The sequence below is a fragment of the Bradyrhizobium sp. SZCCT0148 genome (assembly GCF_018129985.1).
In the GTDB taxonomy this organism is placed as follows: Bacteria; Pseudomonadota; Alphaproteobacteria; order Rhizobiales; family Xanthobacteraceae; genus Bradyrhizobium; species Bradyrhizobium japonicum_H.
Window position 1 is genome coordinate 29,429 of record NZ_JAFCKT010000017.1, and the last position, 26,008, is coordinate 55,436.

General features: G+C 63.6%; 28 protein-coding genes. 18 read left to right on the forward strand and 10 right to left on the reverse strand.

What is annotated here, in order from left to right; genetic code table 11:
* Genes JQ580_RS30095 through JQ580_RS30105 form a run of 3 tightly spaced genes read left to right on the forward strand, consistent with a single transcriptional unit; the run spans position 1 to position 1,835 of the window.
* On the forward strand, positions 1–738 hold the full coding sequence (locus tag JQ580_RS30095; RefSeq protein WP_212284387.1) for an ABC transporter permease: 738 nt from the start codon (positions 1–3) through the stop codon (positions 736–738).
* On the forward strand, positions 728–1,438 hold the full coding sequence (locus JQ580_RS30100) for an ABC transporter ATP-binding protein (RefSeq protein WP_212284389.1): 711 nt from the start codon (positions 728–730) through the stop codon (positions 1,436–1,438). The genes JQ580_RS30095 and JQ580_RS30100 overlap by 11 nt, the downstream gene beginning before the upstream one ends.
* 43 nt (positions 1,439–1,481) lie before the next feature.
* Positions 1,482–1,835 carry a hypothetical protein gene (locus tag JQ580_RS30105; RefSeq protein WP_212284391.1) on the forward strand — a complete coding sequence of 118 codons (354 nt, stop codon included), beginning with the start codon at positions 1,482–1,484 and terminating at the stop codon, positions 1,833–1,835.
* Between the two features lie 147 nt (positions 1,836–1,982).
* Here the strand turns inward: JQ580_RS30105 and JQ580_RS30110 are convergent, their stop codons facing one another.
* The 5 genes from JQ580_RS30110 to JQ580_RS30130 all read right to left on the reverse strand — a co-directional run bounded on the left by JQ580_RS30110 (position 1,983) and on the right by JQ580_RS30130 (position 4,554).
* Positions 1,983–2,192, reverse strand: coding sequence for a hypothetical protein (locus JQ580_RS30110; RefSeq protein ID WP_094891247.1), 210 nt, complete (start codon positions 2,190–2,192; stop codon positions 1,983–1,985).
* A 94-nt stretch (positions 2,193–2,286) separates the two neighbouring features.
* Entirely contained in the window at positions 2,287–3,129 is an 843-nt protein-coding gene (locus JQ580_RS30115; protein ID WP_249134547.1) for a hypothetical protein, read from the reverse strand.
* Between the two features lie 260 nt (positions 3,130–3,389).
* Positions 3,390–3,470 (reverse strand): pyrroloquinoline quinone precursor peptide PqqA, encoded by an 81-nt coding sequence (gene pqqA / locus JQ580_RS30120; RefSeq protein ID WP_012029362.1) that lies wholly within the window; start codon positions 3,468–3,470, stop codon positions 3,390–3,392.
* A 229-nt stretch (positions 3,471–3,699) separates the two neighbouring features.
* Positions 3,700–4,035: a hypothetical protein gene (locus tag JQ580_RS30125; protein WP_212284393.1), complete on the reverse strand. Its 336-nt coding sequence runs from the start codon at positions 4,033–4,035 to the stop codon at positions 3,700–3,702.
* Between the two features lie 126 nt (positions 4,036–4,161).
* The gene (locus JQ580_RS30130; RefSeq protein WP_212284395.1) at positions 4,162–4,554 is read right to left on the reverse strand and encodes a lanmodulin LanM; all 393 of its coding nucleotides are present in this window, start codon (positions 4,552–4,554) and stop codon (positions 4,162–4,164) included.
* A 328-nt stretch (positions 4,555–4,882) separates the two neighbouring features.
* On the opposite strand from JQ580_RS30130, the gene JQ580_RS30135 reads away from it, so the two are divergent.
* The 5 genes from JQ580_RS30135 to JQ580_RS30155 all read left to right on the forward strand — a co-directional run bounded on the left by JQ580_RS30135 (position 4,883) and on the right by JQ580_RS30155 (position 9,633).
* On the forward strand, positions 4,883–6,547 hold the full coding sequence (locus JQ580_RS30135) for a methanol/ethanol family PQQ-dependent dehydrogenase (RefSeq protein WP_212284397.1): 1,665 nt from the start codon (positions 4,883–4,885) through the stop codon (positions 6,545–6,547).
* Between the two features lie 11 nt (positions 6,548–6,558).
* Complete coding sequence (locus JQ580_RS30140; RefSeq protein WP_212284481.1) at positions 6,559–6,915, forward strand: c-type cytochrome; 357 nt, start codon at positions 6,559–6,561, stop codon at positions 6,913–6,915.
* Positions 6,912–7,841 (forward strand): type 2 periplasmic-binding domain-containing protein, encoded by a 930-nt coding sequence (locus JQ580_RS30145; protein ID WP_212284399.1) that lies wholly within the window; start codon positions 6,912–6,914, stop codon positions 7,839–7,841. Before JQ580_RS30140 ends, JQ580_RS30145 begins: the two co-directional genes overlap by 4 nt.
* Before the next feature lie 252 nt (positions 7,842–8,093).
* Positions 8,094–9,083: a Bug family tripartite tricarboxylate transporter substrate binding protein gene (locus tag JQ580_RS30150; protein WP_212284401.1), complete on the forward strand. Its 990-nt coding sequence runs from the start codon at positions 8,094–8,096 to the stop codon at positions 9,081–9,083.
* A gap of 124 nt (positions 9,084–9,207) precedes the next feature.
* Entirely contained in the window at positions 9,208–9,633 is a 426-nt protein-coding gene (locus tag JQ580_RS30155) for a hypothetical protein (protein ID WP_212284403.1), read from the forward strand.
* A 48-nt stretch (positions 9,634–9,681) separates the two neighbouring features.
* Here JQ580_RS30155 and JQ580_RS30160 read toward each other — a convergent pair whose 3' ends face one another.
* Positions 9,682–10,650 (reverse strand): helix-turn-helix domain-containing protein, encoded by a 969-nt coding sequence (locus JQ580_RS30160; RefSeq protein WP_106952984.1) that lies wholly within the window; start codon positions 10,648–10,650, stop codon positions 9,682–9,684.
* A gap of 511 nt (positions 10,651–11,161) precedes the next feature.
* Between JQ580_RS30160 and xoxF5 the strand changes: the two genes are divergently transcribed.
* The 7 genes from xoxF5 (at position 11,162) to JQ580_RS30195 (ending at position 19,089) form a co-directional block, all read left to right on the forward strand.
* Entirely contained in the window at positions 11,162–12,967 is a 1,806-nt protein-coding gene (gene xoxF5, locus JQ580_RS30165) for a lanthanide-dependent methanol dehydrogenase XoxF5 (protein ID WP_212284483.1), read from the forward strand.
* Positions 12,968–13,039: 72 nt separating this feature from the next.
* Positions 13,040–13,570, forward strand: coding sequence for a c-type cytochrome, methanol metabolism-related (locus tag JQ580_RS30170; RefSeq protein ID WP_212284405.1), 531 nt, complete (start codon positions 13,040–13,042; stop codon positions 13,568–13,570).
* A 60-nt stretch (positions 13,571–13,630) separates the two neighbouring features.
* Positions 13,631–14,740, forward strand: coding sequence for an S-(hydroxymethyl)glutathione dehydrogenase/class III alcohol dehydrogenase (locus JQ580_RS30175; protein WP_212284407.1), 1,110 nt, complete (start codon positions 13,631–13,633; stop codon positions 14,738–14,740).
* A gap of 32 nt (positions 14,741–14,772) precedes the next feature.
* Positions 14,773–15,336, forward strand: a complete 564-nt coding sequence (gfa, locus tag JQ580_RS30180; protein WP_094891238.1) for an S-(hydroxymethyl)glutathione synthase — start codon at positions 14,773–14,775, stop codon at positions 15,334–15,336.
* 638 nt (positions 15,337–15,974) lie between these two features.
* Positions 15,975–16,427 (forward strand): (2Fe-2S)-binding protein, encoded by a 453-nt coding sequence (locus tag JQ580_RS30185; protein ID WP_212284409.1) that lies wholly within the window; start codon positions 15,975–15,977, stop codon positions 16,425–16,427.
* A gap of 1 nt (position 16,428) precedes the next feature.
* The gene (locus JQ580_RS30190) at positions 16,429–18,756 is read left to right on the forward strand and encodes a xanthine dehydrogenase family protein molybdopterin-binding subunit (protein WP_212284411.1); all 2,328 of its coding nucleotides are present in this window, start codon (positions 16,429–16,431) and stop codon (positions 18,754–18,756) included.
* Between the two features lie 72 nt (positions 18,757–18,828).
* Positions 18,829–19,089: a hypothetical protein gene (locus JQ580_RS30195; RefSeq protein ID WP_212284413.1), complete on the forward strand. Its 261-nt coding sequence runs from the start codon at positions 18,829–18,831 to the stop codon at positions 19,087–19,089.
* 82 nt (positions 19,090–19,171) lie between these two features.
* Here JQ580_RS30195 and JQ580_RS30200 read toward each other — a convergent pair whose 3' ends face one another.
* From JQ580_RS30200 to JQ580_RS30215, 4 genes are all read right to left on the reverse strand, one after another.
* Entirely contained in the window at positions 19,172–20,923 is a 1,752-nt protein-coding gene (locus JQ580_RS30200; protein WP_212284414.1) for a methanol/ethanol family PQQ-dependent dehydrogenase, read from the reverse strand.
* A gap of 125 nt (positions 20,924–21,048) precedes the next feature.
* Positions 21,049–21,702, reverse strand: coding sequence for a QcrA and Rieske domain-containing protein (locus JQ580_RS30205; protein WP_212284416.1), 654 nt, complete (start codon positions 21,700–21,702; stop codon positions 21,049–21,051).
* A 264-nt stretch (positions 21,703–21,966) separates the two neighbouring features.
* On the reverse strand, positions 21,967–22,431 hold the full coding sequence (locus JQ580_RS30210; RefSeq protein ID WP_212284418.1) for a group III truncated hemoglobin: 465 nt from the start codon (positions 22,429–22,431) through the stop codon (positions 21,967–21,969).
* 238 nt (positions 22,432–22,669) lie between these two features.
* Positions 22,670–23,581 (reverse strand): 3-hydroxybutyryl-CoA dehydrogenase, encoded by a 912-nt coding sequence (locus tag JQ580_RS30215; protein ID WP_212284420.1) that lies wholly within the window; start codon positions 23,579–23,581, stop codon positions 22,670–22,672.
* A gap of 339 nt (positions 23,582–23,920) precedes the next feature.
* Between JQ580_RS30215 and pstS the strand changes: the two genes are divergently transcribed.
* From pstS to arsC, 3 genes are all read left to right on the forward strand, one after another.
* Complete coding sequence (pstS, locus tag JQ580_RS30220; protein WP_212284422.1) at positions 23,921–24,976, forward strand: phosphate ABC transporter substrate-binding protein PstS; 1,056 nt, start codon at positions 23,921–23,923, stop codon at positions 24,974–24,976.
* Positions 24,977–25,046: 70 nt separating this feature from the next.
* Entirely contained in the window at positions 25,047–25,391 is a 345-nt protein-coding gene (locus tag JQ580_RS30225) for an ArsR/SmtB family transcription factor (RefSeq protein WP_212284424.1), read from the forward strand.
* 166 nt (positions 25,392–25,557) lie between these two features.
* Positions 25,558–25,968 carry an arsenate reductase (glutaredoxin) gene (arsC, locus tag JQ580_RS30230; RefSeq protein WP_212284426.1) on the forward strand — a complete coding sequence of 137 codons (411 nt, stop codon included), beginning with the start codon at positions 25,558–25,560 and terminating at the stop codon, positions 25,966–25,968.
* Positions 25,969–26,008 lie beyond the last annotated feature (40 nt).

The window sequence follows — 26,008 nt, forward strand, 5'->3', positions numbered from 1 at the left end:
GTGCTGCGTCTTTTGTCGTTCGCCCTGCTTCTTCTGATCTGGTGGATTGCCGCGCTGTTCGTCGGCGGCGCAAAGCTGCCCTCCCCGCCGGCCGTACTCGAGGTGATGATCGCGGAGGCCAAATCCGGCGCGCTGTTCCTGCATCTCGGCGCCACGCTCGCGCGCGTCACCCTTGCCTTCGTGCTGGCGATGTCGCTCGGCAGCGCCATCGGCTATCTGATGGGACGGGTCAGACTCGCGGACAAGCTCGGCGATCCCTGGCTGATCCTGCTGCTCAACCTGCCGGCGCTGGTCGTGATCGTGCTGGCCTATATCTGGGCCGGTCTCACCGAGGCGGCCGCGATCGCCGCGATCGCCATCAACAAGCTCCCGACCGCGGTCGTCACCTTGCGCGAGGGTACCCGCGCGCTCGACCGCTCGCTGGACGAGATGGCGAGCGTGTTCGCGATGCCGCGCTGGCGCGCGTTCCGCCATGTCGTGCTGCCGCAACTTGCGCCCTATATCGCAGCCTCAGCCCGCTCCGGACTGTCGCTGGTGTGGAAGATCGTCCTGGTCGCCGAGCTGCTGGGACGGCCGAACGGGGTCGGCTTCGAGATCGGCGTCGCCTTCCAGCTGTTCGATACGCCGCGGCTGCTGGCCTATTCGCTGACATTCGCCGCGGTCGTGTTCGTCATCGAAACCTTGCTGGTGCAGCCGTTCGAAGCCCGCGCAACACGGTGGCGGCCCCGTGCGGCTTGAGGTCGAGATCGCAGGCAAGACGTTCAGGAGTGCCGCGGGCGGGACCCACGAGGTGCTCGCCCCGCTCAAATTCGCGCTTTCACCCGGTGAGGTCGGCGTTCTCATCGGTCCGTCCGGCTGCGGCAAGAGCACGATGCTGCGCATCATCCTCGGGCTTGACGCAGATTTCAGGGGCCACGTCGCGCGTCCGCCGCAGGCGCGGATCGGCATGGTGTTCCAGGAGCCGCGGCTGTTGCCTTGGCGCTCGGTCGAGCAGAATGTGCGGCTGGCTGCGCCCGACGTGACCGATGCCAAGCTGTCCGAGCTGTTCAGGATTCTGGAGCTCGAGGCGCATCGGAGCCACTTTCCCGGCGAGTTGTCGCTCGGCCTTGCCCGGCGCGTCGCGCTCGCCCGCGCTTTCGCAGTCGAGCCGGATCTCCTGGTGCTCGACGAGCCCCTCGCCTCGCTCGACGACGCGCTCGCCGGCCGTTTGCGCGACGAGATCGCGGCGCTGGTGGCGAGCCGTCCGGTGATGACGCTGCTCGTCACCCACAGTCTCGATGACGCGGTTCGGCTCGGCGATCGCCTGTTCTTTTTGTCGCCGCGTCCTGCGCATATCGTGCAGGAAGTGCCGATCGCCATCCCCCGCGCGCTGCGCAGCGAAGCTGCGCTGGGTGGGATCAGGGCCGAGCTCGCGGCCTTGCAGCTTGAATCGAAATGAATACTCGTGGTCAACTGGACCAAACTGTCGGGGAGGTTCACCAATGCGGCGTACGCTGATTGCGATCGGCATCCTGTTGGTTGCGGCGCCGGGCGCGGCGCCGGCGCAGACGAAGGGCAAGGGCATAAGGCTCTGGAACCTGACGAGCGAAACGATCTCCGGCTTCCAGCTCTCACCCGCCGGCAAGACCGAGTGGGGACCGAACCAGTGCCTGAACGACAAGGACAAGGAGGTCGACCACGACGAGCGGCTGCGCATCACCGGCGTCGAGCCAGGCCGCTACGATGCCAAGGTGAGCTATCCCAATGCGCGGCAGTGCGTCGTCCGCGACATCGAGATCAGGGCGGATGCGGTGTTCTCGATCGCCGACAAGGATTTGAAGGACTGCAGCAAATAGCAAGAGCTTCGAGTGCCCTGCCCTCATCCTCAGGAGCCCGCGAAGCGGGCGTCTCGAAGGATGGCAACAGGCGCTAGCCCGGCCTTCATGGTTCGAGACGCGCGTTCGTCGCTCCTCACCACGAGGGCTTGGAGTTGGGCGAGCAGCTTACGCCTTGTCGTTCGGGTGCGGATACTCGCAGCGCCACCGCACCGCCTGCCACTTCGGATGGTCGCCGACCCATTGCGCGATGTAGGGGGGCGCGGCCATTACGCATTGGCGGGGCGACCCCGCATAATTGAAGATCAGGTGCTGCTCTTCGCAGGTCGCGGGCGAAAGCACCGCACACACGGTCACCACCAGGTCGATCGGGTTCATGCCGGGATCCTCTCACGGGAACAACAGAGGTTAGCACAAGGAACTACGTCGCAAGGTGCCGGAAGTTTCAATCCGGCGTCAGGAAGAGCCAACTCTAGAAGTTAATGCCAAACACCATGCGGGCCTGGTGACGCTCGAAATTGACGAGGTCTAGATTGCCGCCCGATCCGGCCGGCCGGCCCCAGGCCTGCATGCTCCAGCTCAAGGTCAGCCGCGAGCGCTCGGAGAGCTGGACATAGGCGGTCGGGCCGACGAACAGGGCCTGGCCCGAGAACTCGCCGAGGCCGACGCCTTCATATTGCCGGAAGTAGCGCAGCTCGCCGCCGAGCAGCACGTTCGGCCGCACCCGCACCAGGCCGGCAAAGGCCGCACCGATCGTTGAACTCTTCTCGGACTGCCCCGCCACCTCGAAGCGCGCCCATTCCGGCTGATAGATCAGGTTGAGCGCGCCGATGGCGAAGTTCGGAATGAGCTCGCGGTCGATCGCGAGGGTGAAATCGGTGCCGTACATCCGGCCCTTGGCGCCGCTGGTCTCGTCGATACGGCCGCCGTGGAGGTCGGCGGCGATGGTGAGGCCGAACGGGGCGTGCTCTCGGTCGAGCAGGCGATAACGCAGGTCGAGCGAGGCGCCCTGAAAGTTGAGCTGGCGACGGTCGTCGATGTCGGGGACGCCGGTGATGTCGTGCAAGCTGGCGATGGCACCGAGCTCGATGCGAAAGTTCGGCAGCGGCACGATCTCGATCTCGACCTCCTTCTCCAGGGCACGATAGGTCCCGCCGCCCTTGCCGAAGCGCCCCGTAGTCTGGCTCTGGAACTCGCGCTCGCCGCGATTGCCGACGTCGCTCCCAATCATGAAGCCGAAAATGTGCTCGGTGTCGAAGCCCTCCTCGGCGTGCCCACGCATCGGTGACAGCGCGACCGCGCAGACCATCACCATCAGACATCTGAGAGTCCTGCCGCGCATCCCCTGCCCCGATGGCGCATGCCGCTGTGATGCGGCAGCAGCGCTGACCGGGCATCAGCGTAACACACTACCACGAGAGCGTGGTCGAGATTTTGATGGAGATGATTGAAGCCTGCGCACATGCGTCATCGCGTCGATGACAAAGCACAGGGCATGACGATGCCAGGCTCGAGATCCGACACTGCCACGGCTTCGACGGCGTTCGTCGTCGAGGCCGCGGCAGGTCGTTAGTCTTACTTGCGCGCAGCGCAGGCGTACATGTTGATTTCCATGCCGACCGGCACTTCCACGATCTTCGGAGCTTTCCAAGCCATTCGGGGTCTCCCCAAGGTATTGAGCGCGACATCGCGCGGCGCAAAACCTAGGGCTGCGTCAGTCGCAGTTCAAGCCTCGATTCGACGACCACGCGCGTCCGTGTCGATTCTTCGCGGCCGCACTTCACTCTCGGACAAAGCCAGTTCTCTCTTGGTCAATCACGCCTTGCGAGATGCTGCTTGTGCGACGCACCGCCCGTCGAATCGACTCCAAACGGGACCCGCGCTGTCAGCAACCTTTGTCGGCCGCTGCGGCGTTCGGCTTGGCTCCATCGGCCCGCTGAGCCGCCGTCGGCTGGCTCTGCATTTGCCGCTGTGCGTCTTCGGACGACGCCGCAGTTTCACCGCTTGCACGGTTCATCGTGCTGGTCGGCGGATGCTGGCCGGGGTCGCTCGCCGAGCTTGACGCGTTCGATTGCGCCGAGCCTACGGTGACCGGACCAGAACCGGCATCCTTGTCAGGGCTGACGCTCCCGGTGTTGCATGGGCCGGCGACGGCAACACCTGCGCTCAACGTCAGGATCGCACAGGCGGCGAGAACGGAACGTTTCGTGTTCATCTGCATCTCCTCTTGTCCTGCCGCGCTGCCCCGACGCAGGCCCGACATCGCGAGGAGAACAGGCCGAGATGCCCGATGTTCCGAATGTCGAAGTGAAATGCTTGCAACACCGCCGTGTCAGGCCTGTTCCGCTCACCGCAACAATCGCACCAGGCTCCGGCCGGCGCGCGAGTTCAGCTCCTTCGCATCCAACGTTCCGTCCTTGTCGGGATTGGCTGCGTTGAAGCGCTGCTCGACCACGGACAGATATTCGTCGAGCGTCAGCGTCCCGTCGCGATCCGGATCGGCCGCAGTGAGTTCTTTCGTCGACAACCGCCCGCGCAATTCGCGCGCGTCGAGCGTGCCGTCGTGATCGGGATCGAGCTTTGCGAAGGTTGCGGTGGCCGCCTTCTTCACCTCGGCAAGATCGAGCGTGCCGTCATTGTCGGTGTCGAACAACTTGACCGCGTTGCCGGAAGCCGACCATGCCGGACCGGACAGCACTGCAATGGTGAGCGCGAGCGCAACTGAGCGACACGAAATCATCAAGACCTCCCAGAGGAAGAGCCCGGTTTGGGCGCGATACACACCATAAATCCGCAAGCGGCCCCCGGTTCAAGCCCGGAATTGCAACTTGCGCGCGCGACAACCTGGAACCCTGGCACCACCGTCCGACCGGAGCTGCTTCGCGTCGCGGAATTTTGCAGCGTCTCCACGCAAGTGAGAGCCGCCGCCGTCAGGCTTCCGTAAGGTGACCGGCACCTGCCTTCGACGATATCGATACGACACTTACGACTTTCGTATTGACGCGTTTTGTTTTCCGACGGAGTGTTGCTCCTGCAGCGTCAAAAGGCGCGCATATTGGGAGGAACGGATGAAACGCTTTGCGATGGCCGCGAGCCTCGTCATGCTTGCATCGACTTGTGCAAGCGCACAGACCACCGAGCAACTGGTCAAGGGCGCGACTGATACATCGAACGTTCTCAATTACGGGATGGGCTATAATCTGCAGCGCTTCTCGACGCTGAACCAGATCAACAAGGACAGCGTCAAGAACCTCGTCCCGGTCTGGAACTACTCCTTCAACGACGATCGTAGCGAGGAATCCCAGCCCATCGTCTATCAGGGCGTGATCTATGTGACCTCGCACAATGCGACCATGGCGGTCGACGCCAAAACCGGCAAGCAGATCTGGAAGAGCAAGGTCGAATATCCGGCCGAGACGCCCCGAATCGTCTGCTGCGGCATCATCAATCGCGGCGTCGCAATCCACGAAGGCAAATTGTTTCGCACGACGCTCGATGCCAACGTGATTGCGATTGACGCCAAGAACGGCAAGGAGCTGTGGCGTCAGAAGGCCGCCGACATCAAGGAAGGCTATTCGATGACGGTGGCCCCGCTGGTCGCCGACGGTGTCGTCATCACCGGCATCTCCGGCGCCGAATTCGGCACGCGCGGCTTCATCGACGGCTGGGATCCGGCGACGGGCAAGCATCTGTGGCGCACCCATTCGATCCCCTCGCCGGACGAGCCCGGCGGCGACACCTGGAAGGGCGATACCTGGAAGCTCGGCGGAGGCTCGACCTGGATCACGGGCTCCTACGATCCCGAGCTGAACACCGTGTATTGGGGCATCGGCAATCCCGGCCCGTTCAATTCGGCGGTGCGTCCCGGCGACAATCTCTACACCTGCTCCGTGCTGGCGATGGATCCCAAGACCGGCAAGATCAAGTGGCATTACCAGTTCTCGCCGAACAATCCGTTCGACTACGACGCCGTCGCCGAGATGGTGCTTGCGGATGTGAACGTCGAGGGCAAGCCGACCAAGGCGCTGATGAATGCCAACCGCAACGGCTTCTTCTACGTGCTCGACCGCACCAACGGGAAGTTGCTCGCGGCCAATCCTTACGTGAAGGTCAATTGGGCCACCGGCGTCGACATGAAGACCGGCAAGCCGATCGAGACCGACGTCGCCAAGGATGCGCGCGAGGGCAAGAAGGTCACGGTCTATCCGTCGATCCTCGGCGGCAAGAACTGGGAGCCGATGTCGTTCAACCCGCAGACCGGCCTCGCCTATGCCAACACGCTCAACTTCGGCGGCAAGTACAAGGCCGAGCCCGTCACCTTCAAGCAGGGTGAATGGTATCTTGGCATGGACCTGACCGATCCTTGGGAGTTCGGGGATGGGCCGCGCGGTCACCTGAAGGCGATCGATCCCATGACCGGCAAGTCGAAATGGGAAGCACCGAGCGACATTCCGCGCTTCTCGGGCGTGCTGTCGACCGCGGGCGGCGTCGTGTTCTCGGGCGCGCTGACGGGCGAGTTCGAAGCCTTCGACGCCGACACCGGCAAGAAGCTCTGGCAGTTCCAGACCGGCTCCGGCATCGAGGGCCAGCCTGTGACCTGGCAGCAGGACGGCGTGCAATATGTCGCGGTGACATCAGGCTATGGCGGCGTCTACTCGCTGTTCTCGGGCGACGAGCGGCTTGCCAAAGTGCCGCCCGGCGGCTCGCTGTGGGTCTTTGCGGTCAAGCAGTAATCCACGGCATGATGCTGAGAAGGCTCTCTCACAAGACGGCGGCGATCCTCGCCGCCGTCGCGGGGCTGACGGTCGCGCTTGCGGCGACCGTCAGAGCCGCGGACGACGCAACCGGCAATCCCATGCAGGCACAGATCGACCACGGCAAGTCGACCTATGCTTCGAAATGCTCGCACTGCCATGGCCCCAATCTGATGAACTCCGGCACCATCACGCCGGACCTGCGCGCCTTCCCCGACGACAAGACCCGCTTCATCACCACGGTGAAGAACGGCAAGAACAACAGGATGCCGCCCTGGGGCGATATCCTCAACGACGAGGAGATCGGCTCTCTCTGGGCCTTCATCTCCAGCCGGAGGAAGCCATGAGGAGCCGGCGTGCCGCATGGAGTCTTGCGGCCTTGTTGTCGACGGTGGCGTCGGTCGCGCTTGCCGCCGACGATCCCCTGAAGATCTGCCTCGACGAGGACCGGCCGCCGCTCTCGATGCACCAGCGCGGCAAGCCGGATGCCGGCTTTGACGTGCTGCTGGCGCAGGCGATCGCGGAGCGGCTCGGACGGAAGCTGGCGATCCAGTGGTTCGAGAGCAAGCTGGACGAGGATTCCAGCCCCCAGCTCGAGGCCAATGCGCTGCTCTCGGATGGCCGCTGCTCGCTCGTCGGCGGCTATGCGCTGACGCAGGATTCGCTCGTCGTCCCCGGCATGAAGACGGCGCGCTTGCCTGATTTTGCCGGGGCCACGCGCGACGATCGGCGACGCCGCGTTGCACTCGGCGTGCTCGCGCCGAGCCAGCCTTACGTCTATTCGCCGATGACGGTGGTGCTCGGACCAAAGGCAAGCGGCCGCAAGATCGGCGACATCGGCGATCTCGCTGGGCTTCGTCTCGTCATCGATAGCGGCTCGCTCGGCGACGCCATCCTGATGAGCTTCGACAAGGGGCGGCTGATCGACAGCATCACCCATCTCGTCCCCGGCCGCGACGATCTGCTGGGCACGCTCCAGCGCGGCGAGCATGACGCGACGCTGATCGATCTTGCCCGCTTCGACGCTCATCGCGCCGCGCACCCGGACACGGCGATCACGGCGTCGGGCTATTACTATCCGATCGGCGCCAATCGCGGCTATGTCGGACTGGCCAGCGACGGCGCGCTGATCGACGCCGTCAACAAGGCGCTGACCGGGCTCGCCGCCGAGGGCAAGATCGCCGAATTCGGCAAGCAGGCCGGGCTCACCTATCTGCCGCCGCGCGAGCCGGCGATCCTGGGCGATGTCTGGATGAAGATCATCCAGCGGTGAGGTTCTCATGTCCCGGACGCGCTGCAACGCGCGAGCGTTGCTGCGCAGAGCCGGGACTTGGCGGGCCAGCACTTGCGGAGGCATGGGCCCGGGCTCTGCAGCGCACCGCCAGGAGCGCTGCGCCGCGTCCGGGGCACGACCTTCGCCCAGCATGGCCCCATGTGATCAGACGGAATGCGCCAATCTGTCTCGCCTGATGCCGATGGCAGGGCCGGCCCGGTGCAGTACCCTGCAGGGAACCGGGAGAGAATCATGTCCAAGACAGTCAATCGCCGCCACTTCGTCGCCGCTGGTAGTACCGCACTTGCGATGCCTTTCGTGTCGCGCAGCGCATCGGCGCAAGGCACGTGGCCGACGCGGCAGATTCGCATGATCTGCAGCTATCCGGCCGGCGGCCAAACCGACCTGCTCGCGCGCGCCTACGGGGAATTCATCTCCAAGCAGGTCGGCAAGACCGTCGTCGTCGAGAACAAGCCCGGCGCCTCCGGCGCCATCGGCACCGCCGAGGTGGCCCGCGCCGAGCCCGACGGCCACACCATGCTGTGCTCGATATCGACCACCTACATCATGAACCGGGTGGTGATGAAAAATCCCGGCTACGACATGGACAAGGATTTGACGCTGGTCAGCGTCATTCCGGGCGCCGGACTTCTGCTGGTCGCCAATCCCAAGACCGGGGTCAAGACGCTGGAGGATTTCGTCGCCTTCGCACGAAAGAGCGGCAAGGTGAACTTCGGCACCTACAGCGCGGGTTCGGCCCCGCACATGACGGTCAACGAGCTCAACAAGCAGTATGGCCTGTCGATCGAGCCGGTCCATTACCGCGGCGAGGCCCCGATGTGGACTGGGATGCTCGAAGGCACGCTGGATGCCGCAATGGGCAGCTACACGGCAGCGCAGTCGGTCCTGCAAAGCGACCGCGGCACCGTGTTCGCGGTGCATTCGAAGAAGGTCGACGCGATCCCCGCCATCAAGACCCTCCCGGAGCAGGGCGCGACGTCGAAATTCTTCACCGTGAGCGGCTTCTCCGGATGGGCGGTGCCGAAGGCGACGCCGCAGGCGGTGGTCGACCGACTGGCGGAGCTGTGCGTGGCCGCCAACAACGATCCGAAAGTGAAGGAGGTTCTCGCGACCTTCGTGCTCGAACCCGCCATCGGCTTCAAGGAGAGCAACGCCCTGTATCAGCGCGAATTGCCGATCTGGCTCGAGAGCGCGAAGTCACTCGGCCTCGAGCCGGCCTAGGCTTCGAGCCGGGGTCGGCGCGCTGGGTGCCCCTTCCCGCCCGGAGTCCGACCAAAGCCTAGTGTCGGACGCGCGTTTTCCCGCTATGATTGCGTGCCGCTGCCGACCAGAAGGGGCCGATCGCATGACACCGGATGCAGTCGCTGTCGCCGTTATGATCATCCTGCTCTTTCCGATGGGCTATTTCACGCTGGCCTCGCCGGCCTTCCTGCTGGTGAGACTCGATATTCAGCCCGTCGCCCAATTGCTGCGGGGAATGTTCAACGCCCATTTTCTGGTGATGCGCGTCGCCGCCCTCATCGGAGCCGTGGCCCTCCTCATCGACGGCCGCCTGCTTGCCGCGCTGGGCGTTGGCCTGCTCGCAGTGCTCGCGATCTGGGGACGCCGCTGGTTCATGCGAAGGGTCGACGACCAACTCAGCGCGAGGGACGCCGGCGATGCCGATGCGCCGCGTCGGCTGCGGCGGCTGCATTGGAGCGGCATGCTGGCCAATGCGGTCCTGCTCGTCGCGCTGCTGGCCGGCATTCCCTACATTGCCGCGTCCGCGTGAAATCTCGCCGCGCGACCGGCCCGGCCATCGCGGCCTGCGCTTGCAAGCCTAGTGTTCGCCCGAACTCGCGGTGGCCTGCTGGGCCTTGTGGATCGACGATGGCACCACGCCGAAATATTTCCGGAACACGCGGCTGAAATGCGATGAGCTGGAGAAGCCCCAGGAGAACGCCACGTCGGTGATCGTCTTGCCGGCGTGGGCCTCGAGCTCCTGCCGGCAGTTCTGCAGGCGCGCCTGCCAGATGTAATCGCTCACCGTGGTGCCGCGCTCCGAGAACAGCATGTGCAGATAGCGCTTGGAGCAGCCCAGCTCGGTCGAGATCTGGTCGATGCACAGATCCGGATCGCGCAAATGCTCGCGGATGAAGAATTGCGCGCGCACATACATCGCTTCGGGCCCGACACGGTCGAACATCGTGTCGGCTTCGCGCAGCGGCAGCAGCAGCAGGTCGATCAGCGAATCGGCGACGCCGACCGCGCTGTTTGCCGACAGTTTTGCCGCCTCGTCGAAGGTCGCATGGACGAAATCGTGGGCGATCCGCCCCGTTCCCGTCTTCGACGACAGCTTGCAGGCGGGCATCCGCTGCGACGGGAATCCACGATCGCGCAGCAGCGCCTTCGGCACGATCACGACGTCGTGACGCGTGAAGGCGGGGCTGATGATCGAATGCGGGCAGGAGACGTCATAGGCGATGATGTCGCCCGGATTGATTTCGATGTGGCGGCCTTCCTGTTCGAAATAAGACACGCCGTAGGTCTGGAAGTGAATCTTGATGTACGGATGCTCGTTCGCCTTGGCGCGCGCCAGCGTATGGGCGATGCGATGCTGACTCACTTCGATCTGGCAGAGCTTCAGGCGCGAGACGCTGGTGTAGTCGATGCGGCCCTCGAGCGAGGACGCCTCCAGCGGATCGACGTCGAAATGCCCGCACAGGCTGGTCAGCCCGTCGACCCAGCTCTGGATCTGGCGCTTCGGCGTCATGCCGGTCGTCGAGAGCGTGTGAATGGTGTCGGACATTAATCCAGCCACTGGTTTGATCCGGAGAGACGCGAATCGCGACCAGCGCTGCTGGAGCCCTCAGCCGTGATTGCGTGACGTTTACCTCGAATTTGAGCGGTCTTTTGGCACGAGCGCCATCGGTCCATTGCCACCCTTCAAACTTAATCCTCCGCCTTAGTTGCAGCGCCGTCAAGGGGAACCTGAACGTTGAGAGTGTCGCAAAGCACTGCGGAAGCCGCTGAATTCGCTACTGCAAAATCAATTTCTTTTCCTCCGTGCGCTGTCGAGCAAACTGGCTTCTCTCTTGGGCAAGTTTCCGAACAGCGAAGTCGTTAGGGATTGCGGCAGGAACAATAAGAACGGGCCGCTCCTGCACGTGGACCCGTAGCTTTCATCAGGAGGAGGAAACACCCCCAGCATCGTTTCTGGTCCCAATCGCGACCGCCCTGCACGAGCAGACGCCGGACGAGAAGCCCGGTGAATCATTTTTGCTTCGGAAACAATAAACGATACCAACGGAGGAATGACTATGCGCAAGGTGCTACTGGCGACCCTTCTTGGCTCCGCGGCGGCTCTCGCCGTCGGTGGCGCTTCAGCCAATGACGAGCTGAACAAGATGTCGCAGAACCCGAAAGACTGGGTGATGCCGGCGGGCGACTATGCCAACACCCGCTATTCCAAGCTGAATCAGATCAACGCACAGAACGTCGGCAAGCTCCAGGTCGCCTGGACCTTCTCGACCGGTGTGCTGCGCGGCCATGAAGGCGGCCCGCTGATCGTCGGTAACATGATGTACGTCCACACGCCGTTCCCGAATAAGGTCTACGCTATTGACCTTTCGAACGAGAACAAGATCGTCTGGAAGTACGAACCCAAACAGGATCCGAACGTCATTCCGGTGATGTGCTGCGACACGGTCAACCGTGGCGTCGCCTATGGAGACGGCAAGATATTCCTGCATCAGGCCGACACCACTCTGGTCGCGCTCGATGCCAAGACCGGCCAGGTGGCGTGGACCGCGAAGAATGGCGATCCCGGCAAGGGCGAGACCGGCACCTCGGCGCCGCTCGTCGTCAAGGACAAGGTGCTGATCGGTATCTCCGGCGGCGAGTTCGGCGTTCAGGCGCATATGAGCGCCTACGACATCAAGACCGGCAAGCTGGCTTGGCGTGGCTATTCGGAAGGGCCGGACAACCAGCTCCTGGTCGATGCCGAGAAGACCACCGCGCTCGGCAAGCCGATCGGCAAGGACTCCAGCCTCAAGACCTGGCAAGGCGATCAGTGGAAGATCGGTGGCGGTGCCACCTGGGGCTGGATCTCCTACGATCCCGAACTGAACCTCGTCTACTACGGATCGGGCAATCCCTCGACCTGGAATCCGAAGCAGCGCCCCGGCGACAACAAATGGTCGATGACGATCTGGGCACGTAACCCGGATACCGGCATGGCCAAGTGGGTCTATCAGATGACGCCCCACGACGAGTGGGACTATGACGGCGTCAACGAGATGATCCTCTCGGACCAGTCGATCAACGGCCAGCCGCGCAAGCTGCTGACGCACTTCGACCGTAACGGCCTCGCCTACACCATGGACCGCTCCAACGGCGAACTGCTGGTCGCAGAAAAGTACGACCCAAAGGTGAACTGGACCTCCGGCGTCGACATGGACAAGAACTCGCCGACCTACGGCCGTCCGAAGGTGCTCGACGCAGCTTCGACCGACAAGGCGGGCGAGGACGTCAACGTGAAGGGCATCTGCCCGGCCGCGCTCGGCACCAAGGACGAGCAGCCGGCAGCCTACTCGCCGGACACGCAGCTGTTCTACGTTCCGACCAACCACGTCTGCATGGACTACGAACCGTTCAAGGTGAGCTACACCGCGGGCCAGCCCTATGTGGGCGCGACCCTCTCGATGTATCCGCCGGCGGGCGAAACCCACATGGGTAACTTCATCGCCTGGGACGGCAAGACCGGCAAGATCGTCTGGTCGAACAAGGAGCAGTTCTCGGTCTGGTCGGGTGCGCTCGCAACCGCCGGCGGCGTGGTGTTCTACGGCACGCTCGAAGGCTACCTGAAGGCGGTCGACGCCAAGACCGGAAAGGAGCTCTACAAGTTCAAGACTCCGTCCGGCATCATCGGCAACGTCACCACCTATGAGAACGGCGGCAAGCAGTATGTCGCGGTGCTCTCCGGCGTCGGCGGCTGGGCCGGCATCGGTCTGGCGGCAGGCTTGACCGATCCGACCGCAGGTCTCGGCGCGGTCGGTGGCTACGCGGCCCTCAGCAACTATACCGCACTCGGCGGTACCCTGACCGTGTTCTCGCTGCCGAACTAGGCCCATCAGCATCGCTCCGGCGCGTGGAATCAACTCCACGCGCCGGCTCGTCTCCCCCTGATGCCTGCAAGGATGAATCTCTTGCGTAAAATCTGCTCTGTCATTGCTGCGACGATCTTGGTTGCGTCCGGAGGCCTTGCGGTCGCGGAAGGTCCGGGCGATCCGACTGCCGTGAAGAAGGAAGACGACGGAAAGTGGCTCGATAAGGACGGAATTCCGACCTACAAGATTTCGGCTGACGGCACCGTGGACTGGTTCACCTATTCCGGATACCGCCGCTATCACTCCGACTGCCACGTCTGCCACGGTCCCGACGGCATGGGCTCCACCTACGCGCCGGCGCTTAAGGATTCCGTGAAGACCATGAGCTATGGCGACTTTCTCGGCGTGGTCGCCTCCGGTCGCAAGAACGTCTCGACCGCGCAGGAGAACGTCATGCCGGCCTTCGGCGACAACCCGAACGTCGCCTGCTACATGGACGATCTCTACGTCTATCTGCGCGCCCGCTCCACCGAAGCGTGGGGCCGGCAGCGTCCCGCCAAGAAGGACGAGAAGAACGAGGTCTACACCAAGGCGGAAGACGCCTGCATGGGCCACAAGTGAACGTTACGAGGATTGCCGAGACTACTTCTGGGCATCCTGTGAGAATTTGAGGAGCTACCAATGAAGACACGTGCCGCCGTCGCTTTCGAAGCCAAGAAGCCGCTCGAAATCGTCGAACTCGATCTGGAAGGCCCCAAGGCCGGCGAGGTCCTGGTCGAGATCAAGGCGACGGGCATCTGCCATACCGACGCCTATACGCTCGACGGCTTCGACAGCGAGGGAATCTTCCCGTCGGTCCTGGGCCATGAGGGCGCCGGCATCATCCGCGAGATCGGCCCCGGCGTGACCTCGGTGAAGCCGGGCGACCACGTCATCCCGCTCTACACGCCGGAATGCCGGCAGTGCAAAAGCTGTCTCAGCCAGAAGACCAACCTCTGCACCGCGATCCGTGCGACGCAAGGCAAGGGCGTGATGCCCGACGGCACCAGCCGCTTTTCCTACAAGGGCAAGCCGGTCTACCACTACATGGGCTGCTCGACCTTCTCGAACTTCACCGTGCTGCCGGAGATCGCGGTCGCCAAGATCCGCGAGGACGCCCCCTTCGACAAAAGCTGCTACATCGGCTGCGGCGTCACCACCGGCGTCGGCGCCGTCGTCAACACCGCGAAAGTCACGCCGGGCTCCAACGTGGTCGTGTTCGGCCTCGGCGGCATCGGCCTCAACGTGATCCAGGGCGCCAAGATGGCCGGCGCCGACAAGATCATCGGTGTCGACATCAACGACTCCAAGGAGGAATGGGGCCGCCGGTTCGGCATGACCGAGTTCGTCAATCCCAAGAAGATCACCGGCGACATCGTCCAGCATCTCGTCGGGCTCACCGACGGCGGCGCGGACTACACTTTCGATTGCACCGGCAACACGACGGTGATGCGCCAGGCGCTGGAAGCCTGCCATCGCGGCTGGGGCACCTCGATCATCATCGGCGTGGCCGAATCCGGCAAGGAGATCGCCACCCGCCCGTTCCAGCTCGTCACCGGGCGCAACTGGCGCGGCACCGCCTTCGGCGGCGCGCGTGGTCGTACCGACGTGCCGAAGATCGTCGACTGGTACATGAACGGAAAGATCCAGATCGATCCGATGATCACCCATGTGCTGAAGCTCGAGGAGATCAACAAGGGTTTTGACCTCATGCACGAGGGAAAATCCATCCGTTCAGTCGTCGTGTACTAACTCGAAAGCGTCACCCCAAGGAGGATCGACCCATGACTGTTGCTCTCCATCCCTCGATCGACAACGGCCTCAAACAAGGCAGCGGCAGCTTCGCCGGCGGCACGCTGGTCTGCAAATGCAAGGACCACCAGGTCAAGGTCGCCGTCAAGGGCGACGTTGCTCACAATCACGCCTGCGGCTGCACCAAGTGCTGGAAGCCGCAAGGCGCGACGTTCTCTGTCGTCGCCGTCGTGCCGCGTCAGAACGTCACCGTGCTCGAGAACGGCGACAAGCTCCAGATCGTCGATCCCTCCGCGGTGATCCAGCGCCACGCCTGCAAGGCTTGCGGCACCCACATGTACGGTCGCATCGAGAACAAGAACCATCCGTTCTACGGCCTCGACTTCATCCATCCCGAGCTGTTCCAGGAGCAGGGTTCGCAGGCGCCGCAATTCGCCGCGTTCGTCTCCTCGGTGATTGAAGCGGGCGTGAAGCCGGAGCAGATGGCCGGCATCCGTTCGCGGCTGAAGGAGATCGGGCTCGAGCCGTATGATTGCCTGTCACCGGCGCTGATGGACGCGATCGCGACTCACGTCGCCAAAGCCAAAGCCGCCTGAGTAAATCCCCGCCTGCGCAAGGCGTCGCTATTCTCCATACCCAGCGGCTCGCTGGCCTCGATCAGGCCCAGCGAGCCGGACGGGCCTTGCCCCAAAACGATCGCGGCGAGGCCGCCGCCGCTGCAAGTTACGCGTATGCGAGGGCGATCGGCTCCCTCAGTCCTGGTCTCTGAATGACTGCGCAGCACCTCAACTTCCGTCTTGAAGTTCCCGGTCCCTGCGTTTCTCCCTCCCTCGACTGAGGCACCTTGCTTCGTCCGCACAGTCTTTCTGGCGGACGAAGCTTTTTTCACCGCAACCCCTGTTTGCGAACGCGCGTTCTACGCGGCGCGATGACGCGCCCTGCTTTTGACAAATCCTCGATGCAATCTTTTCCCGGTGAGAACACCCGGCTGTGAACGCCGGGTCTGCGTGATCTCTGCTATGGTCGCGCCGTCACGATGCCGCACGACGTTCGACAATCAAGAACAAAAACGGGAGGTATCGAGCACATCCAGACATCGCCATCGGCATTGCTGTCTCCCTCCGGGATTTGCCCGTGCGGGACGACGGCCGGATCTGGCGAGACGAGGCATCAACCGTCGCTGACCAGCGGCGAATTTTGAATTTGGCATGCTTATGAAGAGCGAGGGACGATCATGATCAAGGTGAAGATCAACGGCCAGGAACAGAGCTGGGACGGCGACCCGGATCTTCCGCTACTCTGGTTCCTGCGTGACGAAGCCGGGCTCACCGGCACCAAGTACGGCTGCGGCCAGGCGCTGTGTGGCAGTTGCACCGTCATCGTCGACAAGGAAGCTGTGCGGTCCTGCATTACGTCGATCAACGACGTCGCCGGACGCGAGGTCACCACGATCGAGGGGCTGCATCCGAATGGCGATCATCCGGTGCAGAAGGCTTGGCGCCAGGTCAACGTGCCGCAATGCGGCTTCTGCCAGGCCGGCCAAATCATGCAGGCCGCCGCGCTTCTGATGGACAATCCGAAGCCTTCGCATGACCAGATCCGCGAAGCGATGTCCGGCAACATCTGCCGCTGCGGCTGCTACCAGCGCATCGAGAACGCGGTCCATCTCGCATCGACGGGGGTTTGACATGAATTTCATCGACAATCCCGGCAAGCTCCATGTCTTCGAAAAAAATGCCTTCGAAAAGAACATCAAGATCGAGAAGGTCTCGCGCCGCAGCATCCTGAAGGGCCTCGGGATCACCGGCGGCTTCGTGCTGGCGGCACCTGTGATGTCGCGCCAGGCGTTTGCCTATGAGACCGGCGCGGGCAAGATGCCGCATGGCGTCGTGGTCGACCCGCGCGTGTTCGTCGCGGTCGGGCCCGACGGCATCGTCACCATCCTCGCCCACCGTTCCGAGATGGGCACAGGCGTCCGCACCAGCCTGCCCCTGATCGTGGCCGAGGAGATGGAAGCCGATTGGTCAAGGGTCAAGGTGAAGCAGGCCCATGGCGACGAGGTCAAGTTCGGCAATCAGGACACCGACGGCTCGCGCAGCACGCGGCATTATCTGATTCCGATGCGCCAGATCGGCGCCGCCGCCCGCACCATGCTGGAGCAGGCCGCGGCGAAGCGCTGGGGCGTTCCGGCGACCGAAGTGAAGGCCGTCAATCACGAGGTCGTCCACAGCGCCAGCGGGCGCAAGCTCGGTTTCGGCGAACTCGCCGCCGATGCCGCCAAGGAGTCGATGCCCAGCATCGAAGGCCTCAAGCTGAAGAATCCCAAGGATTTCCGCTATCTCGGCAAGGGCCAGGTCGGCATCGTCGATCTCCACGACATCACCACCGGCAAGGCGCTTTACGGCGCCGATGTGCGGTTGCCCGGCATGAAATATGCCGTGATCGCGCGTCCGCCGGTCACAGGGGGCACGCTGGTTTCCTTCGATCCCGATGCGGCGCTGAAGATTCCCGGCGTTGAGAAGGTGATGAAGGTTCAGGGCTGGCCCTGGCCGTCGAAGTTCCAGCCGCTCGGCGGAGTCGCGGTGATCGCCCGCAACACCGGCGCTGCGATCAAGGGCCGCGACGCCCTGAAGCTGACATGGGACGATGGCGCCAACGGCAAATACGACTCGGTCGCCTATCGCAAGGACCTCGAGGAAGCCGCGCGCAAGCCCGGTCTCGTCGTGCGCGCCGAAGGTGATGCCGACGCCGCGCTCAAGACCGCCGACAAGGTCGTCGTCGGCGAATATTACCTGCCCCACCTCGCCCATGTCAGCATGGAGCCGCCGGTCGCGGTTGCCGACGTCAAGGGCGACAAGGCGGAGATCTGGGCGCCGGTGCAGAGCCCCGGCGGCACCCGCGAGGACGTCGCCAAGACGCTCGGTATCCCCGAGGGGAATGTCACCGTCAACGTGACGCTGCTCGGCGGCGGTTTCGGCCGCAAGTCGAAATGCGACTTCGCGCTCGAGGCCGCGCTGCTGTCGAAGGAGCTCGGGGCGCCCGTGAAGGTGCAGTGGACGCGCGAGGACGACGTGCACCACGACTTCCTGCACACCGTCTCGGTGGAGCGAATCGAGGCGGGCCTGGACAAGAGCGGCAAGGTGATCGCGTGGCGCCATCGCAGCGTCGCGCCGACCATCGCCTCGACCTTCGCGGCCGGCGCCAAGCATGCGGCACCCTTCGAGCTCGGCATGGGCCTCGTCGACATGCCGTTCGAAATCGCCAACATCTCCTGCGAGAACCCGGAGGCCGCGGCATTCACCCGCATCGGCTGGTTCCGCTCGGTTTCGAACATTCCGCGTGCGTTTGCAGTGCAATCGATGGTAGGCGAGATCGCAGCTGCAACCGGGCGCGACCAGAAGGAAACGCTGCTCGCGCTGATCGGCAGCCCGCGGATCGTCAAGCCCGCGGTGAAGGACATGTGGAACTACGGCGAGCCCCAGGACAGTTACCCGATCGACACCGCGCGCCTGCGCAAGGTGGTCGAGCTGGTGGCCGAGAAGGGCGAATGGGGCCGTCAGGTCCCGAAGGGCCACGGTCTGGGCATCGCCGTGCACCGCAGCTTCGTCAGTTACATCGCAACGATCGTCGAGGTCGCGGTCGACGACAAGGGCAAACTGACGGTGCCGCGGGTCGACACCGCCATCGACTGCGGCACCTATGTCAATCCCGAACGCATTGCCTCCCAGATCGAGGGCGCGGCGATCATGGGGCTGAGCATCGCCAAATATGGCGAGATCTCCTTCAAGGACGGCAAGGTGCAGCAGAAGAATTTTGACGACTTCCAGGTCGTCAGGATCGACGAGTCGCCTGCGGTGACCAATGTCTACATCGTGCCGCCCGGACCGGATACGCCGCCAAGCGGCGTCGGCGAGCCCGGCGTCCCGCCGTTTGCGCCGGCACTGATGAACGCGATCTTTGCCGCGACGGGAAAACGCATCCGCAGCCTGCCGCTCGGCAAGCAATTGGAGGCGTGAGCCTAAACAGCAGCGCGAGACGGAACACAAGCCGTCTCGCGCCGTTTCCATCGATCTGACAGGAGCAGATCGATGACCAACATCCCAAAGGCGCTCGCAGTCTCATTGCTGTCGAGCGCTTTTCTTTTGACGGCCTCCGGCGCATTCGCCCAAGGCACCACTACGCCACCAGCCACCGCGACGCGCCCCTCCGCGCCGGACCAGAACTCGCTGCCCAACGCCAACGCTCCGCCCGCCTCGACCACACAGACCACCGGACAGCACACTCCGGATCCCAAGGTTCAGGAAATGAACCAGAAGGAAAAGGACAAGGTCGAGCGGACGGGGAAGTAGGAACACACAAGAATGCGGCGGACGTTACCGTCCGCCGCATTTGCCCCCCTGCTGCTCCGCTACTTTCGATCCGCCCGCGGAGCTACTTCTTCAGCGCGAACACCCAGACGACGCCGCCTTGTGGCACATTGGCTTCTATGCCGATGTTGTTGGTCACCAGCGCATCCTGGATGCGTTGCGCGTCGACACCCCATCCCGACTGGATCGCGATGTACTGGGTGCCGTCGATTTCGTAGGACACCGGCATGCCCATGATGCCGGAGTTGGTCTTCTGCTCCCACAGCAATTCGCCGGTCTTGGCGTTGAAGGCGCGGAAGTTGCGGTCGTTTGTGCCGCCGACGAAGACGAGATCGCCTGCGGTCGCCGTCACCGAACCGAACAACTGCGACTTCGGGAAGTTGTGCTGCCACACTTTCTTGCCGGTGGCAGGATCCCAGGCCTGGAGCTCGCCGAAATGATCGGCGCCCGGCTTTGTCTTCAGGCCGATGTCCTCAGGCTTGGTGCCGAGCCAGAGCTCACCCGCCTTGAGCGGAACCTTCTCGCCGGTGAAGCCGCCGCAGAAATTTTCGTTGGCCGGCACATACACGAGCCCGGTCTTCTGGCTGTAGGCTGCCGACGGCCAATCCTTGCCGCCCCACAATGACGGACAGAACTCAACGCGCTTGCCGATCACCGGCTTGTGCGCGGGATCGACGATCGGCTTGCCTGTTTCGGCATCGATCCCCTTCCAGACGTCGGTTGCGACGAACGGCCAGCCGGCGACGTAATTGATCTTGGTCGGGGTGCGCTCGAGCACCCAGAAGATCGCGTCGCGGCCGGGATGCACCAAGCTCTTGATGGTGCGGCCATCGCGTTGCAGGTCGATCAGCATGGGCGCGTCGACCTCGTCCCAATCCCAGGAATCGTTCTGGTGATACTGGTGATAGGTCTTGATCTTGCCGGTGCCGGGATCGAGCGCAAGCACCGACGAGGTGTAGAGATTGTCACCGGGATGCGTCTCACCAGGCCAGGGGGCGGCATTGCCGGTGCCCCAGTAGATCGTCTTGGTGTCCTTGTCGTAATTGCCGGTCATCCAGGCCGAACCACCGCCGGTCTTCCAGTCGTCGCCCTGCCAGGTATCGTGGCCGGGCTCGCCCTCGCCCGGAATGGTATAGGTCCGCCACAGCTCCTTGCCGTCCTTGGCATCGAAGGCGGCGACGTAGCCGCGCACGCCGAGCTCGCCGCCCGAGCCGCCGACAATGACCTTGCCTTCGACAATCAGCGGCATAAGGGTCATATACTGGCCCTTCCTGTAGTCCTGCACCTTGGTGTCCCACACCACCTTGCCGGTTTTGGCGTCGAGCGCGACGACATGGTCGTCGGTGGTAGCGAGATAGAGCTTGTCCTCCCACAGGCCGACACCGCGGTTGGTCGGATGCAGCTGGAACAGGTCATCGGGGAGTTGGCGCTTGTAGCGCCAGTATTCATCGCCGGTCCTGGCGTCGATCGCGATCACCTGTCCCATCGGGGTCGTCACGAACATCACGCCGTTGTTGACGATCGGCGGCGCCTCGTGACCCTCGACCACACCGGTGGCAAACGTCCAGACCGGCGTGAGATTCTTCACGTTCGACGTGTTGATCTGGTCGAGCGGGCTATAGCCCTGTCCGTCATAGGTGCGCCGATAGAGCATCCAGTTGCTGGGCTCCGGATTCTCGAGGCGCTGCTGGGTGACCGGAGAATAATTCTCGATCGGGCCTGCGCTCGCGGCGGTCGAGGCCAAACACGTAAAGGCAACAAAGCCGGATAGCAGCCATTGTTTCCTGATTGCCGACGCTGTCTTGGACGTTTTCATGGACGTTCCCCTTTTCATCCGTCTGAATTCTTATTTTGAATTGTTGTTTTGAATTCTTGCTCGTCCGTCGTCCGCCCCTCGGCGGATGCGGCCTCTCGTAACGCGGGCATGTCCCGCACCGTCCATCATCCTGGCTGCACGCCTCCCACCTTTCCGATGAAATTGCCGGCCACGCTGACCGCGCCGTCAGCAAGCGCAATCGGCAGCGTCGCGAGCCGCCGCGGCGCCGGCCCGAACACGACCTGCGCACCTGCGCGGGGATCGTATTCGGAGTTGTGGCACATGCACTTGAACACCTCCTTGTCGCCGACATCGCTCTTGACCCAGGCGGTGACTGGACAGCCGGCATGCGAGCAGATCGCCGAATAGGCGATGATGCCGTCGACGGCGCGCTCGCGCGTCTTGTCGTCGAGCTCGGCCGGATCGAGCCGGATGATCAGGATCTCGTTGAGCCGGGAGGCGCTGCGCACCACCGATGTCTTGGGATCCTTCGGCCAGGCATGCACAGGCGGACCGCCGGCCGGCAGGTCGGCCGCGGTGATCGGCTTTCCCTCCTTGTCGCCTTCGGAGAAGACGAGCACATCGCCCTTCTGCGGCCGTTCGTCGGAGCCGGGCGGGTCCTCGCCCGCGCGCGCGTGCGCGGAACAACCGAGACAGGCGGTGGTGGCAAGTGCGCCGAGCAGGACCGTTCGCCGCGTTTGCTGGACGCCCGTGTCGGCTTCGGACTCCTCAGGGCTTTCGTACGATGGGGAATTCGGGGTGAATGATGCGCGGGACATGTTCACAAGCAGGCGCCGGAACTCTGCCGAAAACAAGGCGAAGAGTTGGCGCCGCAGTGCATCAATATGGCTTTGCTCGCGTTGATTGAATGACGATGAACGCATTCCAGCGCATTTTCACAACATCAACGTCGCGCCGCGCGAGCGGCATGATGATTTTGCAGATCAGACCGATGATGTAGGAATTGGTGCAGCGCGCTATTCTTCGCGCTGCGCAAACGCAGCACGACGTCTCCTGCATGATTTGCAGGCAGCCGTTTGTCGTCAGGATCTGAGCACGTGGCGCGGCGCGGCGATCGAACCCGCGAGGGTGGCCGATGCCATCTCGAAACTGTCGGCGATGCGCCGCGCCTTGTCGATGAACAGGCTAGCTGCCGGCGGCGGACAGACTTCGCGCGCGGTCTGCTCGAACAGATCGAGCCAGCGGTCGAAATGATCAGCCACCAGGCCGAGCGGCAAATGCGCCCGCATCGGCGAGCCGTGATAGCGGCCGCTCATCAGCACGACCGAGGACCAGAAATTCCTGAGCCTGGCGAGATGCTCGTCCCAATTCTGCACGACGGCGAAGATCGGCCCCAGCAGTGCATCTTCGCGCACACGCCCGTAGAAGCGGGTGACCAGTTCGGAGATCATCTCTTCGGTAATCCCGGTGCGCTCGATCGCATCCTGGGTCAACAGGCTCCGCCGCGCGGCCGCCGCTTCGCGCTCGGCCTTCAATCGATCCGACATATTTTTCTTCGTCCGTTTGGTCTTTCCCTCCCCCGTGTGGGAGAGGGTTGCTCACCGCGCAACGGCGAGGCGGGTGAGCGGTGTCTCTCCACTTGGCCTCACGTATTGGAACCCGTGGAAACAACCCCTCATCCGGCGCTTCGCGCCACCTTCTCCCACAAGGGGCGAAGGAAAGGCGCCTTCCGATAGTGGGCCGAAGTGCTAAGACCGTCTTTGTCCTGGCGCAAATCGCAGACGATCAAGTACCGTAGCTGTAGAACCCCTGCCCGGTCTTGCGGCCGAGATGGCCTGCATCGACCATCTCCTTGAGCAGCGGTGCTGGCCGGTATTTAGGGTCGTTGAAGCCCTGGTAGAAGACCTCCATCACCGAAAGCATGGTGTCGAGCCCGACGAGATCGGCCAGAGCCAGCGGCCCGATCGGGTGATTGCAACCGAGCTTCATGCCGGCGTCGATCTCTTCCGCGGTCGCGATCCCTTCCTGGAGCGCGAAGATCGCCTCGTTGATCATCGGGCACAGGATGCGGTTGACGGCGAAGCCCGGGCTGTTCTTGGCGGTGATCGCCACCTTGCCGACGCGCTTGGCGAAATCGAGCGCCTTGGCGTGGGTGTCGTCAGACGTCTGCAGGCCGCGGATCAGTTCCAGCAGCGCCATCACCGGCACCGGGTTGAAGAAGTGCATGCCGATGAAGCGGTCGGGACGATCGGTCGCCGCGGCGAGCTTCGTGATCGAGATCGACGAGGTGTTGGTCGCGAGCAGCGTGCGCGGCGACAACGTCGCGCAGAGATCCTTCAGGATCTTGACCTTGAGCTCCTCGTTCTCGGTCGCGGCCTCGATGACGAGATCGCAATCGGTCAGCCTGGCGCGGTCCGTCGTGCCGGTAATGCGCTTGAGCACCGCCTCGCGATCGGCCGCCGACATCTTCTCCTTCTTGACGAGGCGGTCGAGGCTGCCGCCGACGGTCGACAGCCCGCGGTTCACCGCCGCATCGGAAATATCGACCATCACGACCGAGAGCCCGGCCGCCGCGCAGATTTGCGCGATGCCATTCCCCATGGTCCCTGCTCCGATGATGCCGACGGTCTGGATCATTGCCTCATATCCTTCATCCTTGCGGGCGAGCCGTCCCGGCCCGGCCCATTGTTCCTGCATCAGGCTCCGGCACCGCCGGCGGGCGGCTGCGACCTGATCCTGCCTCTTCCTTTAAAGCATCCATGGCGGGAATAAAGCCGCCGTCGGCCGCGCAAGGGTACGATTTGGCCACCTTGGCAGGCGGTTTGCCCGGAATTTGCGCCCGCGCCTGGCCCGGCGCCGCGCAGCGGGGTGACAGCACAAGCCAGCCCGATTCGGACCTCGATCTCCACCAATCGGACGACGCGGCGACCGCAAAGCGTGTGGTGTAGTCGATGCGCAATGGCCAGCGAATGCGTCGCGACGCCCTTGTGACATCGACCACATCGGCTTCGTGCCTCACCTGTTGGCGTCGCGCACATGACAAACCACATCAAGCTATCGATCATCCTCGCCGCCCTGCTTGTTGCCACACAAGGCGTGGCTGCCGAAACCAGAGGCGCCGGCTCAACCTTCGTTTCGCCCGTGATGGCGAAATGGGCCGATGCGTACAAGGCCACGACCGGCAACGTTGTCGGCTATCAAGCCGTCGGCTCCAGCATCGGCCTCGGCCTGATCAAGAAGGAAGCGGTCGATTTCGGCGCCAGCGACATGCCGCTCGACCCGAAGGAGCTGGACAGGCTCGGCCTGATGCAATTCCCGATCGTGATCGGAGGCGTCGTGCCGGTGGTCAATATCGAGGGCATCAAGCCCGGCCAGATCCGTTTCACCGGGCAGGTGCTCGCCGACATCTACCTCGGCAAGCTCAAATTCTGGAACGATCCCGCGAGAGGCGCAATCAACCCCGACGTAAGATTGCCGAACGCTGCGATCACGGTCGTTCATCGCACCGATGGCTCCGGCACGACGTTCAATTGGTCGAACTACCTCTCGAAGGTCAGCCCGCAATGGAAAGCCGGCGTGGGCGAAGGCACCTCCATCGAGTGGCCACTCGGCCTCGGCGGCCGAGGCAATGACGGCGTCGCTTCGCTCGTCAGCCTCGTTCCCGGCGCGATCGGTTATCTCGAATACACTTATGCGCTGCAACGGCTCGACCGGATTTCCTTCGCGACCGTGCAGAACAGCGCCGGCAATTATGTCGTGCCCGACGCGGCATCATTTCAGGCGGCGGCAGCGCATGCGGACTGGAAGGCGGAGAAGGATTTCCATCTCCTGCTTACCGACGCGCCCGGCGAAGACGCCTACCCGATCACGGCGACCACGTTCGTGCTGATGCCGAAGACTCCGAAATCACCGGAACGATCGGCAGCCGCCATCGACTTCATGCGCTGGTTGCTCGAGAACGGCAGGTCCCAGGCCCAGACACTCAACTACGTCCCGCTCCCGCCCGCCTTGATCGACCGGATCGAACGCTATTGGCAGCAAAGCATAGAAGCCTCCCCCAGAGTTTCGGCATCGGCGACCGTCAAACGCTGAACGTCGAGACAGGCGCTCCACACGCCAACCCCGATTGACAGCCGCCAATCATTTCAATAATCGTTGAAATATGGAAAAGACGGACGCTGTTGCAGCGCTCGCCGCGCTCGCTCAGGACAATCGTCTCGATGTCTTCCGCCTGCTGGTGCAGGCCGGCGTCGAAGGCCTGACTGCCGGCGCGGTGGCCGAAGCGCTCGGTCTCGCCCCCAACACGCTGACCTTTCATTTCGACCGCCTGCGGATGGCCGGGCTCGCGACCGTCCGGCGCGAGGGCCGTTCGATGATCTACGCGGCGCGGTTCGAGACCATGAACGCGCTCGTCGGTTTCCTGACCGAAAACTGCTGCGGCGGAGCATCATGCGCTCCGGCAAAGCCCGCGAAACCGGCGGGGACGCGCAGCAAAATGTTAGCCTGAGAGGACAGACCATGAAGCGCCTGCATGTTCACGTGTCCGTTGGGGACCTCTCCCATTCCATCGGATTCTGCTCCGCCTCTCTCGCAAGAACGCCGTCGGCCTGCTGCGCGCCGCAGGTGGCGCCGGCGACCTCGCGGGCCTGCTGCTGACCACGAGGGCATCTGCCATGGACGTGATCATCTACCACAACCCCGACTGCGGCACGTCGCGCAACACGCTCGCCATGATCCGGCATGCCGGCATCGAGCCGCACGTGATCGAATATTTGAAGACGCCACCGTCGCGCGCCCTGCTGCAGCAACTCATCGCGCGCATGGGGATTTCGGTGCGCGAGGCGATCCGCGAGAAGGCTGCCCCCTACACCGAACTCGGGCTCGCCAACCCGGCATTGACCGACGATCAACTGCTCGATGCGATGATGGCGCATCCAATCCTGATCAACAGGCCGATCGTGGTGACCCCGAAAGGCGTCAGGCTCTGCCGCCCCTCCGAGCTAATTCTGGATCTGCTGCCGCCGCAGCGGGGCGAATTCGTCAAGGAAGACGGCGAGAGCGTCAGGCTGGACCGCGACACCTGATGCCGGTGCGCAGCGCGGCTTCGCCGAGTAACTCGGAACG

Coding starts and splice junctions, on each gene's coding strand:
- JQ580_RS30215 (WP_212284420.1), bottom strand. CDS start 23,581: ATGCAGGAACAATGGGCCGGGCCGGGACGGCTCGCCCGCAAGGATGAA.
- JQ580_RS30155 (WP_212284403.1), top strand. CDS start 9,208: ATGACACCGGATGCAGTCGCTGTCGCCGTTATGATCATCCTGCTCTTT.
- JQ580_RS30140 (WP_212284481.1), top strand. CDS start 6,559: ATGCTGAGAAGGCTCTCTCACAAGACGGCGGCGATCCTCGCCGCCGTC.
- JQ580_RS30200 (WP_212284414.1), bottom strand. CDS start 20,923: ATGAAAACGTCCAAGACAGCGTCGGCAATCAGGAAACAATGGCTGCTA.
- JQ580_RS30210 (WP_212284418.1), bottom strand. CDS start 22,431: ATGTCGGATCGATTGAAGGCCGAGCGCGAAGCGGCGGCCGCGCGGCGG.
- JQ580_RS30145 (WP_212284399.1), top strand. CDS start 6,912: ATGAGGAGCCGGCGTGCCGCATGGAGTCTTGCGGCCTTGTTGTCGACG.
- JQ580_RS30160 (WP_106952984.1), bottom strand. CDS start 10,650: ATGTCCGACACCATTCACACGCTCTCGACGACCGGCATGACGCCGAAG.
- JQ580_RS30110 (WP_094891247.1), bottom strand. CDS start 2,192: ATGAACCCGATCGACCTGGTGGTGACCGTGTGTGCGGTGCTTTCGCCC.
- JQ580_RS30150 (WP_212284401.1), top strand. CDS start 8,094: ATGTCCAAGACAGTCAATCGCCGCCACTTCGTCGCCGCTGGTAGTACC.
- JQ580_RS30195 (WP_212284413.1), top strand. CDS start 18,829: ATGACCAACATCCCAAAGGCGCTCGCAGTCTCATTGCTGTCGAGCGCT.
- xoxF5 (WP_212284483.1), top strand. CDS start 11,162: ATGCGCAAGGTGCTACTGGCGACCCTTCTTGGCTCCGCGGCGGCTCTC.
- JQ580_RS30205 (WP_212284416.1), bottom strand. CDS start 21,702: ATGTCCCGCGCATCATTCACCCCGAATTCCCCATCGTACGAAAGCCCT.
- JQ580_RS30225 (WP_212284424.1), top strand. CDS start 25,047: ATGGAAAAGACGGACGCTGTTGCAGCGCTCGCCGCGCTCGCTCAGGAC.
- JQ580_RS30135 (WP_212284397.1), top strand. CDS start 4,883: ATGAAACGCTTTGCGATGGCCGCGAGCCTCGTCATGCTTGCATCGACT.
- JQ580_RS30175 (WP_212284407.1), top strand. CDS start 13,631: ATGAAGACACGTGCCGCCGTCGCTTTCGAAGCCAAGAAGCCGCTCGAA.
- JQ580_RS30105 (WP_212284391.1), top strand. CDS start 1,482: ATGCGGCGTACGCTGATTGCGATCGGCATCCTGTTGGTTGCGGCGCCG.
- gfa (WP_094891238.1), top strand. CDS start 14,773: ATGACTGTTGCTCTCCATCCCTCGATCGACAACGGCCTCAAACAAGGC.
- JQ580_RS30170 (WP_212284405.1), top strand. CDS start 13,040: ATGAATCTCTTGCGTAAAATCTGCTCTGTCATTGCTGCGACGATCTTG.
- JQ580_RS30190 (WP_212284411.1), top strand. CDS start 16,429: ATGAATTTCATCGACAATCCCGGCAAGCTCCATGTCTTCGAAAAAAAT.
- pqqA (WP_012029362.1), bottom strand. CDS start 3,470: ATGGCTTGGAAAGCTCCGAAGATCGTGGAAGTGCCGGTCGGCATGGAA.
- arsC (WP_212284426.1), top strand. CDS start 25,558: ATGGACGTGATCATCTACCACAACCCCGACTGCGGCACGTCGCGCAAC.
- pstS (WP_212284422.1), top strand. CDS start 23,921: ATGACAAACCACATCAAGCTATCGATCATCCTCGCCGCCCTGCTTGTT.
- JQ580_RS30130 (WP_212284395.1), bottom strand. CDS start 4,554: ATGATTTCGTGTCGCTCAGTTGCGCTCGCGCTCACCATTGCAGTGCTG.
- JQ580_RS30115 (WP_249134547.1), bottom strand. CDS start 3,129: ATGGTGATGGTCTGCGCGGTCGCGCTGTCACCGATGCGTGGGCACGCC.
- JQ580_RS30185 (WP_212284409.1), top strand. CDS start 15,975: ATGATCAAGGTGAAGATCAACGGCCAGGAACAGAGCTGGGACGGCGAC.
- JQ580_RS30125 (WP_212284393.1), bottom strand. CDS start 4,035: ATGCAGATGAACACGAAACGTTCCGTTCTCGCCGCCTGTGCGATCCTG.